Source organism: Brucella sp. NBRC 113783 (assembly GCF_040372265.1).
Lineage (GTDB): Bacteria > Pseudomonadota > Alphaproteobacteria > Rhizobiales > Rhizobiaceae > Brucella > Brucella teleogrylli.
On record NZ_BAABRX010000010.1, the window covers coordinates 70,138 to 81,513 of the forward strand.

Consider the following 11,376-nt stretch of genomic DNA (forward strand, 5'->3'; position numbering starts at 1 on the left):
GTTTAAACGAGCGAAATCACAAAGCAAAGCCGCCTTCGCAGATTCGGTTTAGAACGGTTCTTCCTTCAAGGGAATCGCTCAAATTGTTTTCGCGCAGTTCCTGACGCAAAAGCGTGTCACAATTTTGCTGACAACGCGCTATGGTTAATCAATTGTGTGCGGAAATTTAACCCTGATTTTACAGTGGCTACCAATGCGTAAATTTGGAACGATGAAATTAAGACCGCATTAACTGGCATCGTGTGAAAAAGCATTAACACAACGGGTGATGATCGAGCCGCCGTTTCCGGCATCCTCTTGCAAGTTGCTATTGTGTCTTTGTCTCTGAGTTTCTCGTAGCGCCGGTTTTATCCGGCGCTTTTTTTTGGTCTGGTTATGCTGAGACTGATTAGTCAGCCAGAACCCTTGTTGGCGGGAAAAGGATTTCCACAACAGTGCCGCGTCCAGGCGTCGAGTCGATAGCGAACTGGGCGCGGTTGGCTTCGACCATCGCCTTGGTGAGCGGCAGGCCAAGGCCGGTGCCCTCATTGCGCCAGTCGCGCGACTGCTCGCTTTGGCGGCGCTGCGAAGCGTTCACCTGACGGAACGGCTTCAATGCCTGTTCGACTTCAGACTTGGTCATGCCGATACCGGTGTCGCGCACCCGCATGGCCACGTCGCCATTCATCTCATAGCTGGTCGAAACGATCACCTGACCACCGGGCGCGGTAAACCGCACCGCATTGGACAGGAGATTGAGCGCCACCTGCTTGATCGAACGCGCATCGGCGACGATGTCGGGTAGATTGGACTGGAAACTGGAGCGGATGATGATGCGCTCGCGGTTCGCCTGCGGCTGCATCAGCGCAATCGCCTCGGCAATCGCATCGTTGAGCGACACCGCTTCAAACTGCATTTCCAGCGCACCGGCTTCGATCTTGGAAATATCCAGCAGGTCGTTGACGAGCGCCAGCACATGATTGCCCGAGCGGTTGATATCCCGCAGGTAATCGCGATAGCGGTCATTGCCGATGGGGCCGAATTTCTCGTCGGCCATCAGTTCGGAAAAACCGATAATGGCGTTGAGCGGCGTGCGGATTTCATGGCTGATGCGCGCCAGAAAATCGGTCTTCTGGTTGGAGGCGCGTTCGGCCTCCTTGCGCGCATTGGTCAGTTCTTCCTCGGTGCGCTTCCACTGCGTGATATCGCGCAGCACGGCGCAGAAACCACGCTTCTGCGGCAGCTTGCCAATGGTCATGAAGAGCGGGATGAAGCCGCCTTTGGCTTCACGACCGATCACTTCGCGTCCGTCATTGAGCACGCTCAGCACGCCATTGCCCGAAAGTCCGCTCAGATAATCCATCGCGGCGCGCTGGCTTTCAATGGCGAACAGCATAGAGAAGAACTTGCCTTCCGTCTCGTCGCGGTCATAGCCGAAAAGTGCGGATGCCGAATGGTTCATCGACCGGATGCGCCCTTCCGGGTCGATCAGCACCACGCCGTCGGTTGCCGTGTCGAGGATGGTTTTCAACTCATCCACATGGGCTTCCAGCGCCTGCTTTTCTTCGTCGTCCGTGACGGATTGCGGCACGGTTGCCTCGACAGGTGCTGGCGCGGCTGGGGTTTCTGCAACCGGCATGAGGCTCAGCAACAGGGCGCGACCGTCCTGCCAAGCAATCGCATTGAGATGCGCATCGACCGGCTGCTCGCTGCCATCGGCACGACGCAACACCATGCCCTGGCGGGGCGCATTGTCGTCGCTCTCGCTGTTGAACAGCGCTTCCACGCCGCCCGCATGGCGAATGTCTTCAATGGCGTCATAGCCGGTCAGGTCCAGCAGGGCCTGATTGACGTAATGCACTTCATCGCCGGAATGAATGATGACCGGAACCGGCAGATTGGCCAAAAGGGCTGTCTCGTCGATGGCAGCCGGTTCATGCGCGGCATGATCCGCCTGCGGCTCTTCGACCTGTGCAAGGGGGATATCTGCAACCGGTGGAACCGGCGTCGTTTCCGCCGCCACGTCTTGCGTCTCAACGGCAGGCGCCTCGCTCTGTGTGCTGGAAAGTCCCTGTTTGCGCAGGCGATCGGCGATTTCGCGGAACGCATTGCGCTCGGTCTTGGTCAGCCCGCCTTCGGGACGCTGTTCGCGTTCCCTGACTTTCAGGAGCTTCGCCTGATCGGCGGCCACCTTTTCCTGTGCAGCCGCATTCAGAAGGTTGATCACCTTGTCGGAATCGCGACGACCGGCTGTCGGCGCAATATTGAGCGGCGGCTTCGGCAGAATATCACCGGGATGATCGTCATTGGCGATTTCTTCGGTCAGCGCCAGCACGTCGTCATCGGGAGCATCGGCGTTGATGGCATCCTGAATTTCCGGTTTGCGCTTTTGCGGAATGCCTCCGGCCAGAGCGAGGCCGATTTCTTCCGGGTCTTCCACCGCTTCGTCAGGCCGCACGAGACCAAAACCGCGAAAACCGATGAACACGCGATCACGGGAATAGACCGGTAAAGCGGCCAGTTCCACCGGCACGCGCAGATTGGTGCCTTCGACCGGCCACATCAGCCGCTTGCCCGACCAGGTGTCGCGTTTGTTGAGCAGCGAAGCAATGCTGCCATCATGATCGAAGCCGAACACATTGGCGACATCGCTGAAACGGCGTCCGGTGACATCAGCCGCGTTGGGGCCGACGGTTATGCCGAACTCCGGCGAAATTTCGCTGAACACAGCGTCGGCGCTGGTTTTCCAGATGAAGCGGGCAGGCGGCGCATCCCGGTCGAACTGGAAGCCCTGTGGCTTTGGCGTTTCGACTGCGGGTTCGGCGACCGGCTCTTCCCGAAGGGTTGTTTCCTGTTCAGGGAGCATCTCTTCAAGAATTTCTTCCGCGCCTTCAGGCTGCTGGGCAGCTGGCTTCGCCACGGCCTGCGCCGGGGCTTCAGCAACGATGCACAGAAGATGCAGAGCGGGTGCGTCGATCAGCCGGGCAATGGCGCCCGGAACCGACTGGCGGCCAGCGCGGATGCGGCGCTTGACGATGCGGTCAGCCGCATCGGCGACTTCCACGACCAGATCTTCAAGCGTTCCGGCGGAAATATCGAGCGCGGCGAAGCGCGGGCTTGCGGCAATGACCTTGCAGTCGGCATCGATCAGCGCGACATGGGTGTCGTCATCGCTCAGACCGGCAATGATGTCTTCCGCGTCGCTCGATGTGCCGCTGGTGGTCATCGCAAGACCGGCCACGCCATCGGGCAGGACAATATGGGATATCCAGAGACGCGTCAGTTCCGAACGCAGGCCACCGCCAAGACGCACGGACACGGAGCGGGGTTCAGCGCTGTTATCGTCGCTGGCGGCTGCAATCTGCCGGCGTGTTGAGACGGGCAGATCAATGGCGCTGCCGATCATATCCTCGATACGGTCAAAGCCGAACAGCCGGGCTCCGGCACCGTTCACCCAAAGCACAGCCGACAGGTCGCGCGTCAGCACGATCTGCGCATCGCCCTTGGCAAAGCCCTCGCGGATAGTATCCAGCGCGGCAATATCGATGAATGGGTATGATCCAGACATACCGGTCCTTATCTGTTCTTTCGACCGCCCCGTCGTAGCCATTAACCGCCTGTTAATAAGCTCACTGAGGCCGCGGGTCCATATTTCCATACGGTATGAGCCCGATTTTCTGTTTCATTAGTTAATGCCGGAAAGGCAATTTTACAGGTTGCGGTCAATAATCCGGTTGTTCACAGCCAGCCAGCCGCGATGGTTACCAGTCTGTCTAGATTATCGGTGGCATTGGACATTGAATCCGACAATTGGGAATTTCTGAAAAAAGAGCGCTATAATCGCTTGCAATATGGATCGATTCTCCGTATGTGACCCCCTGTCGGCGGCGCTGAGGCGCTTATCCCGGCAAAGGTACGCGGTCGTAGCTCAGTTGGTTAGAGCGCAGGATTGTGGCTCCTGAGGTCGTTGGTTCAACTCCAACCGACCGTACCATTACTTTCAGCCATTCAACAAAAATTGTGTAACAATATCAACCGCTTAGGCGGATTTTTTATTGTTGGTTCGATCTTAAACGTACCGTTTTGTGATACAAACTGTGCTACAAAATGCGCTACAATGTGTGTCACACCATGTTATCATGCCTATATGGCTGGCTATCGTATCAAAACTGATCCACACCGATATCTGAAAAACCGCGACGGCGTTTATCAGTATGTTCGCCGCGTTCCCACGTCTGTTGCAGACAAGGATAGTCGCGCTCCCATCATCCGCATAAGCCTGAAAACAAACGATCTCGCTCGGGCTATGACGAAGCGCAACGAATACGAATCTGCTGACGACGCGTTATGGGCGATGCTGAAGGCTGGGGCTGATGGCGATAAGGCAAGGGCACTTTATGATGCCGCCATTAAGCGCGCAGAAGCCATCGGAATTTCATATGTGCCAGCCGACAGGCTGCTTTCGTTTACGGATGACGCGCTAGCGGCCCGACTAAACCACGTAACTGGCAATCCGGTTGAAGATGCGGCGATGGTGGGCGCGGCAAGCACCCCGTCGGTGTCCGTGACGCAAGCCCTGAAAATCTATTTTGATGAGATAACTCCCGACGAATTGACGGGTAAGAGCGAAATTCAGAAAAAGCGTTGGCGTGCGCATAAGCAGCGGGCGATCGATCATTTTGTGAAGATTGTTTCAGATAAGGCTATCGCGGACATAACGCGCGAGGACGCCCAGAAATTCTATAAGGTTTGGCTGCAAATGATAACGAAGCCAGCCAAAGGGAAGCAGCCGATATCGGCCAGCATGGGCAACCGCATGATGGGCGGGATGCGCGTTCTCTTTGCTGAGTATTTCAAGCACATGGGCGATAGGGATCGGCCAAACCCTTTCCGCGATTTGAGCTTTGCAGAGAAGGTCGAAAAGTCACGCCCACCGATCCCGACGGATATCATCAAAGGGAAGTTCCTGACCTATGGGCCCCTCGTCAGCTTAAACGAAGAGGCTCGTGGTATAGTCCTGGCCATGATCGAGACGGGCTGTCGACCAAGCGAACTTTGCAACATTACGGCCGAGCACATATTCCTGGCCGACAAGGTTCCGCATATCCTGATTGCGCCCCGAAAAGACGCTGCAGATCCGCGCGAGATTAAAACTGCTTCGTCTGTTCGCAAGCTGCCTTTAGTCGGTATAGCGCATGAGGTTTTTAAGAAGCATAGGAATGGCTTCCCTCGTTACAAAAACAAGGAAGACACACTATCAGCGACGCTGAATAAATATTTCAAGGACAACGAGCTGTTTCCGAAGGGTGCTGGCTATACCGTCTATTCGCTTCGCCACTCATTCGAGGATCGCATGAAAGAGGCTGGCTTAGACGATGAGTTGCGCCGGATGTTGATGGGCCATACAGTTGATCGCCCGCGATATGGCACGGGCGGTTCCTTGGAATGGCGGAAAGAACAGATGGAAAAATTCACGCTGCCGTTCGACGCAGCCGTGATTTGATGCGGTCGCGAATATTATCGTTCGCAGTGAGATTGCGCTGCATGCCTTCCACACGCTCGTAAAGTGGCAATAGATTGTGTTCCGTTTCTGGGAAGCAGGCAATTACACCGGCTATGGCGTCCAACCATCGTTCGGTGTCAGCAAAGGTGTAAGCCGTCATCCTTACTCACCTTCCTGCGATGCGACATGCCCTGCTTTTTCTGCCGCCTCTTGCGCTTCCCGTATGGCTTTCGAAACGTCCTCGTTGGACGCGCTTCCGCCCTCGTAGCTGCCTTGGGCGCGCTCTCCGATGTAAATTTGCGGAATCTGCTGGTAGGCGAGGAATATGGCTACGAGCGCCGCGATGACGATAAATACTCGCTTGTAGTCTCGCGCTGACATCCTCACTCCCTTTCCCGCAGTGCGGCGCGGCCTGCTTCGGTATGCGATAAGCGGTCGGGGAGAGCCATAGCTACTCCTACGAAATGGCTGATTAAATCTTCCCAATTCATGAGCTTTAGCGGAACCATCGAGGGTCCTCCAGCGTTAGAGCGCGGAATGAAATGATGGAGAATTTTGCACATGCTGAAGGGCGGATTGCTTTGGCTCATTGGATTACCCCTCCCTGTAATTCTGGTGCTCTGGTTGATGGGTTACTTGTCCTAATAATCGAATAGCTGGAGAGATAAGATGTCAAATGCACGGTGGCGAGGGTTGGAAATGACAACTCATTTTTATTACATTTCTCAACAACCAGATGGTCTTTGGTCAGTACAAGAAACAGTAACGAACCAACCTGTCTCCCTTCATGGCCAATTGTGCTGTTCTCTCCGGAAGAGAGATGCGGAAGAGCTCGTTGAATACCTAATGAACCTTGATAGAGATATCGCAGCTTAGGTGCTTCGAGCTCTTACTGCCTCCGCGCCCGGCGGCGGTTGTCGTTGGCCGGGCTGCGACGCTGGCGGGGAGCGCCATAGCGGAACCGAACGCCGGTAATGCGCGCCAGTTCGAAAGCGGTGTCGCGCAGCCTCTCAGCCTCGGAATGATAACCGAGCGCTCGGACGGCTTTTGAAATCGATAGGACTTGCGCGGCGTTCGTGCCTTGCTGCTGGAATTCGGCGGCGGTCAGGATGGGTGCCATAGCGGCGTGTGTGATGCATCTGGACATAGGGTCTCCTCGTGTTTTGGTGGGTGCAAAAAACCGTGGCGCAAAAACGCGCAAGGCTGTCATTCTTTGAGGTTCGGGGGCCTAAGCGCCCCGTCGCTATCTTTCGCGCCTCATGCTACAAGCCCCAACCCAACGCCGCACGCGGCAACGCAAAAGGCTACAACAACGGTCATCTCGACCGCTTCGCGTGCCGCATAGCGCAGCCACGGCTGTGGTCGGCCATGCTTGCGGGCCTTGTAGTCAGGGCGGCGCATAGGCTCGGCATTGTAGGCCTTCGGCGCGTCGGTTTCCGTTTCGAACTCGTCGTCGGCGAGCAGCTCAAGCAAAGCGCGATTCATGCTGCAGCCCTCCGGTCTGGTGCCGCCCGATCCGCTGCTGGAACGTTGTCGTTAGCGATAGGCTCAAGGTAGTAAAAGCCCTGATTGCCGCGTCCGCAGCTTTGTTTTGGAATTGTCCATCCGTGGGGTGGCAGCATCTTGCGCAGGCGACTGATTTGCACTCGCACAACGTTTTGCGCGCCATCAGGACCGCCGTTTGGGTCAAAGGCGTAGACGTTGTCGACTAGATCGTCGATGTAGATGCGACGCGGATAAATAGCTGTCAGCGCATCGACGATATTCTTCTGTCCGCGCGGGAGGGGCGCGGCTTCAAGTTCCGTGGCTGGGTTGCGCTCCATTTCACGCAGCCTCCGCCATCTCTACTGGCGAGCAACAGGCTACGGCGCCGCTCGTCTGGAAAACTTCGAACGTCTCGCCGGGGCACAGGGCAGCGAGACGCGTCGCTTCTGCCAAGGCCTGCTCAAACGAGCCGTGTTCGTATGGCATGGTGGTGAAGACGCCAACGCGGCCAGTCTTCTTGCCGCGGCGGAATACAAAGAATCCGCCGCCGATGATTTCATTCAGGCGAGGCTTCGAGCTTCTTCTTCTCGGTGCTGTTGCGGTCATGTGGGTTGCTCCTCGTGTTTTGGTCGGTGGTCAGCAGATCAAGCTGGTGAGGCTGTCTTCGTGCTGTTGTGCAAAATATAATGGGATAAATCACATTAGTCAATGGGAAATTTCCCAAGTGACGATAAATACGAGATGGGGTAAAACCCATTTATGAAGCAGGTCACTATAGACAAAGATCGATTTCGGGCCGCGATGAAAAAAGGCGGCTGGAGTATGAAGGCCCTGTCGCTGGAGGCCGGCATGGGCGAGACTTTCGTACGCGACATCTTGGATCGCGGTGCCGTTCCCAAAATCGACTCTCTGAAGTCGGTCGCTAACATTCTGAATACCACTGTCGGGTATCTTATCGGGGAAGAACCGGGAGTAACTTCAGTGGTAGGACGGGTCGGGGCTGATACGAGCGGTGAAATAATCTATGGAACTGGCGACGGTGGATTCGGGGATGTCATTATCCCGCCCGGCGCAGGGCCAGAGTCGGTAGCCGTCGAAGTGCAGGGTTACTCCATGGGGACTTTTGTAGACGGGGCGTTGATTTTTTATAGTGATCAGAAGCTGGCCCCGTCCGACGAAATGCTTGGCGATATGGTCGTCGTGGGGCTAAGCGATGGTCGAGCGCTGTTGAAGCGGCTGACGCGCGGGTCTCGACCAGGTCTTTATGATCTGGAATCACTGAATGGCCCAACCATGCGCGATCAAGAGGTCATTTGGGCTGCTGACATTGAATCTATCGTGCCGCCTCGACAGGCTCGACGGATACGGATCTGACACTTCTATAGTGATAAATCACAATGCCGCGTTTGCGGCATTTTTTGTACCTATTTGCAAAAATGGGAAAAATCACATTGACAGATGGGATAAATCCCAATATATTCCAACCATCAACCGGCCCAAAGAAGGCCGGGTCACAAAAAAGGAGAATGAGTTGCACAAAGAGAAGCCGGAGCTTCCGCGACCGGACAGATAGTACCAACCCAGGACTGACCGACCAGAAAACACGAGGAGAATGACGATGGACACCAGACCAGCAGACAATGACAACCGCCCACCGTAGGACAATAAGGACGCTGCTAGCCTGAGATGGCTAGTGGCGCGCGACGCATGCTTATTAGCAGGCGTCGGTGGGGACTAGCTGGTTTGTAACGCCAGCCTAGAAATCGAAGGCCAGTTGTCCCGGCCATGACCGCCAATGAGCACACACATGCTCAAGTCGGCCAAATCGCAGACGCACGTAAGCACGAACTGCGATCAACTTAGGTTTCAGCATAAGCCAATACCTCCACGCTCTGACGGTTAAAGCCGCCTCTCAGCGAACGCAGTGATGCGCCGCTTCGCCTACATGAGAACAGCCGAAGCTGCAGAGTGGCTATTTGCTCCCCACCGACGTCTACACATAAGCATGCCGAAAATTGAAACACAACCATGAGGAGAATGACATGCAGATTGTACAAGCTAGAGGCCGGGAAATACCGGTGACAACCCGCAGCAAGAGATACACGCCAGAGCGCGCTCGTGCCGAAGCGCTGTTTAATAAGCCGGCCATCATTGCGAAGCCGCGTATTCTTGAGGACCAGCCGAAGGTGGCGACCGCTGGCCTCGCCACTCGAGCGATAGCAGTCAAGCCAGCATCGCCGAATGAAACCGAACACGAACGAGTATTCCGCCTCGTGCAGGAGCGGCAGTTTGAAAACGCTGCTCGTATTGCCGCGCGCCTGATCAATGCTGATAATGATGACGGTTTTTTTGTATTCGGCAACACGCAAGAATTCGACAAGGCAAAAGCTTGGCATCGCCGAATGATTATAGATGGCGATCCCCACGCCAATGTACATATCATCACGCCTGAGCGGGCTCAGATCCTTCTGCTGAACAATGAAGGTAACCGCCGAGTGCGGTCCGCCAACCTCGCCAAGATCATGCGCGACATCGCTGATGGCCGGTTTGAGGTTAATGGAGAATCGATCATCGTATGCAAGGATGGATCGATGAATGACGGTCAACATCGTTCATTCGGGGTCCTCCTGACCGGGAAGACGATCGAAACTGTCGTTTCTTATGGCGTAACAAAGCGCTCAATGCGCACAGTAGATATCGGCGATAAGCGTCAGGCAAAGGATCGCCTGGCTGTGGCCGGGATCGCCGATTATGTCCGTCTTTCAGCCATAGCGGCATTTGCCTTTGAGACCTATAACGGTCGAGCTCCTACGCCGTCTGAAGTCGATGATTACTTCCATGACAACCGCGAGAAGATCGAGCAGGCAGCCGCCGCGGCAGGCACTCCGGTAAAGGGCGCGGGCCCTTCTGTTTGCGGCGTTGCGGCTCTCCATCTTATGGCCGTCGGCTACGGCGCGGACGACATCAACGAGTTCTTCCGCAAGGTGCGAAATGGCGAAGACATGAAACGCGGCAACCCAGCTCTGCTTCTGCACCGCGCGCTGTTCAACTCCGAGCACAAGATCAAACTGTCGCGCGAAAACTGGCTGCGGGCGTTTGTCCATCACTTTGTGGTCTGGAATGCCGGCGGCAAACTCAAGGCCGTTGTGCTCGATCAAGACATTCAGAAGGCAGCATAATCATGAACCGCAGGCCGTTCGAGATTCAGGACATCTATGTCGATGACAAGCGCCTTCGTGGCGCCAACATGGAAAAGGTCGCAGAAATTGCCAAAAGTATTTCAGAAATCGGCCTGATGAACGCACCTGCGGTACGCATTGTTGATTCAATGATGATTGACGGTGAGGAGTGGGGGGCTGTCCCCGTCCTCATATATGGTCGGCACCGTTTGCTGGCCATGCAGTCACTCGGACGCGAAGTGATTGAATGTGAAGTTTACGAGGTCGACGATCTTCGCGCCGAGCTTATGGAGATCGACGAAAATCTTGCACGCGCAGAACTGTCGCCTGCCGAGGAGGCGGCACATATCGGCCGTAGACAGGAGATATGGAAAAAACTTCAATCGGACGGAAACCGTTCGATTGAAAGTAAAAGGGAAGATGGACGTGGGCACCGTCCAAAAGAGTTCGCGTCAGAATTGTCTGAGTTAACTGGCGACAGCAAGACGCAGATCAATGTCAAAATCGCCCGTGCCCGCGATCTCGGCTCCGACATCAACCGCATTGTTGGCACCAGCCTTGATAAAGGCGTCGAAATGGACGCCCTAGCAAAACTGCCCACCGAGCAACGCGAAAACCTTATCAGCCGAGCAGAGCGGGGCGAAAAGGTCAGCGCACGCCCAGCGCCGGAGCCCAAGCCAATAACCGCCGATAAGGCGCTAGAGATTATTGCCGAGAGCACCACAAAAGCAGTGACATCAAACAAAGACAGAAAGCGTCAGGCGTTCTGGGATGCATGGGCCGCGCTGGACGAAGCTGATCGGCAGGAATTCGCCGCGATTATCTGGTCGCAGTATAAGACGGCCAACTAAAAAGCAGGCTGTTATGGGTCGGCACCACCCGTTACCCCAGCCTGCCCGTACGTCGCGGTTAACACGAGGAGGGCCGAAGCCGCTTCTACTCCGCGATTTCCTTCGCAGGTACCACCCCGCGCGACCAGACAGATGCCGTTAGACGCGGCGCTTGTCAACCATCACCAACAGACACGAGGAGACATGCAGCATTCATCAAGACACAAACTGCAGGCGACTGCCGCCGCGCACCGTAAAAGAGGCGCGTCGTTTGGGAAGATCGCGGAAGTGATGGGCATTACCAGAGGCCACGCATGGTCGCTGCTTTCGGAAAGAACGCCCACGTTACCGGCGCCAGAGCCCACCGCAAGCACCGTTGTGCGGCGCACAACTTTTAACG

Annotated in this window: 10 protein-coding genes and 1 tRNA gene; 5 read left to right on the forward strand and 6 right to left on the reverse strand. The window is 55.8% G+C overall.

The features are described 5' to 3' along the window. Window positions 1-388: 388 nt before the first annotated feature. Window positions 389-3,547 (reverse strand): cell-division control histidine kinase PdhS, encoded by a 3,159-nt coding sequence (pdhS, locus tag ABWW11_RS21865; protein WP_109367050.1) that lies wholly within the window; start codon window positions 3,545-3,547, stop codon window positions 389-391. A 349-nt stretch (window positions 3,548-3,896) separates the two neighbouring features. Between pdhS and ABWW11_RS21870 the strand changes: the two genes are divergently transcribed. Together ABWW11_RS21870 and ABWW11_RS21875 are read left to right on the forward strand one after the other, a co-directional pair. Further along, a tRNA-His gene (locus ABWW11_RS21870) sits at window positions 3,897-3,973 on the forward strand. Between the two features lie 153 nt (window positions 3,974-4,126). Further along, window positions 4,127-5,482: a site-specific integrase gene (locus tag ABWW11_RS21875; protein ID WP_319080784.1), complete on the forward strand. Its 1,356-nt coding sequence runs from the start codon at window positions 4,127-4,129 to the stop codon at window positions 5,480-5,482. Between the two features lie 162 nt (window positions 5,483-5,644). On the opposite strand, the gene ABWW11_RS21880 is transcribed toward ABWW11_RS21875, so the two are convergent. The 5 genes from ABWW11_RS21880 to ABWW11_RS21900 all read right to left on the reverse strand — a co-directional run bounded on the left by ABWW11_RS21880 (window position 5,645) and on the right by ABWW11_RS21900 (window position 7,573). Further along, window positions 5,645-5,863 carry a hypothetical protein gene (locus ABWW11_RS21880; RefSeq protein ID WP_124916080.1) on the reverse strand — a complete coding sequence of 73 codons (219 nt, stop codon included), beginning with the start codon at window positions 5,861-5,863 and terminating at the stop codon, window positions 5,645-5,647. Window positions 5,864-6,371: 508 nt separating this feature from the next. Next, window positions 6,372-6,629 carry a hypothetical protein gene (locus tag ABWW11_RS21885; RefSeq protein WP_109367052.1) on the reverse strand — a complete coding sequence of 86 codons (258 nt, stop codon included), beginning with the start codon at window positions 6,627-6,629 and terminating at the stop codon, window positions 6,372-6,374. A gap of 110 nt (window positions 6,630-6,739) precedes the next feature. Then, the gene (locus ABWW11_RS21890) at window positions 6,740-6,967 is read right to left on the reverse strand and encodes a hypothetical protein (RefSeq protein WP_266035548.1); all 228 of its coding nucleotides are present in this window, start codon (window positions 6,965-6,967) and stop codon (window positions 6,740-6,742) included. Beyond that, on the reverse strand, window positions 6,964-7,305 hold the full coding sequence (locus tag ABWW11_RS21895; protein WP_283736207.1) for a helix-turn-helix domain-containing protein: 342 nt from the start codon (window positions 7,303-7,305) through the stop codon (window positions 6,964-6,966). Before ABWW11_RS21895 ends, ABWW11_RS21890 begins: the two co-directional genes overlap by 4 nt. Before the next feature lies 1 nt (window position 7,306). Continuing rightward, window positions 7,307-7,573 carry a hypothetical protein gene (locus ABWW11_RS21900; RefSeq protein WP_124916077.1) on the reverse strand — a complete coding sequence of 89 codons (267 nt, stop codon included), beginning with the start codon at window positions 7,571-7,573 and terminating at the stop codon, window positions 7,307-7,309. Window positions 7,574-7,726: 153 nt separating this feature from the next. Between ABWW11_RS21900 and ABWW11_RS21905 the strand changes: the two genes are divergently transcribed. From ABWW11_RS21905 to ABWW11_RS21915, 3 genes are all read left to right on the forward strand, one after another. After that, window positions 7,727-8,341, forward strand: coding sequence for a hypothetical protein (locus tag ABWW11_RS21905; RefSeq protein ID WP_319080783.1), 615 nt, complete (start codon window positions 7,727-7,729; stop codon window positions 8,339-8,341). Window positions 8,342-9,009: 668 nt separating this feature from the next. Continuing rightward, window positions 9,010-10,146 carry a hypothetical protein gene (locus ABWW11_RS21910; protein WP_319080782.1) on the forward strand — a complete coding sequence of 379 codons (1,137 nt, stop codon included), beginning with the start codon at window positions 9,010-9,012 and terminating at the stop codon, window positions 10,144-10,146. A 2-nt stretch (window positions 10,147-10,148) separates the two neighbouring features. After that, entirely contained in the window at window positions 10,149-10,997 is an 849-nt protein-coding gene (locus ABWW11_RS21915) for a ParB/RepB/Spo0J family partition protein (RefSeq protein WP_319080781.1), read from the forward strand. The last annotated feature ends 379 nt before the right edge of the window (window positions 10,998-11,376 follow it).

Bases quoted from the DNA above. Each gene is read 5' to 3' on its own strand.
- pdhS (WP_109367050.1), bottom strand. From the start codon at position 3,547: ATGTCTGGATCATACCCATTCATCGATATTGCCGCGCTGGATACTATC.
- ABWW11_RS21875 (WP_319080784.1), top strand. From the start codon at position 4,127: ATGGCTGGCTATCGTATCAAAACTGATCCACACCGATATCTGAAAAAC.
- ABWW11_RS21880 (WP_124916080.1), bottom strand. From the start codon at position 5,863: ATGTCAGCGCGAGACTACAAGCGAGTATTTATCGTCATCGCGGCGCTC.
- ABWW11_RS21885 (WP_109367052.1), bottom strand. From the start codon at position 6,629: ATGTCCAGATGCATCACACACGCCGCTATGGCACCCATCCTGACCGCC.
- ABWW11_RS21890 (WP_266035548.1), bottom strand. From the start codon at position 6,967: ATGAATCGCGCTTTGCTTGAGCTGCTCGCCGACGACGAGTTCGAAACG.
- ABWW11_RS21895 (WP_283736207.1), bottom strand. From the start codon at position 7,305: ATGGAGCGCAACCCAGCCACGGAACTTGAAGCCGCGCCCCTCCCGCGC.
- ABWW11_RS21900 (WP_124916077.1), bottom strand. From the start codon at position 7,573: ATGACCGCAACAGCACCGAGAAGAAGAAGCTCGAAGCCTCGCCTGAAT.
- ABWW11_RS21905 (WP_319080783.1), top strand. From the start codon at position 7,727: ATGAAGCAGGTCACTATAGACAAAGATCGATTTCGGGCCGCGATGAAA.
- ABWW11_RS21910 (WP_319080782.1), top strand. From the start codon at position 9,010: ATGCAGATTGTACAAGCTAGAGGCCGGGAAATACCGGTGACAACCCGC.
- ABWW11_RS21915 (WP_319080781.1), top strand. From the start codon at position 10,149: ATGAACCGCAGGCCGTTCGAGATTCAGGACATCTATGTCGATGACAAG.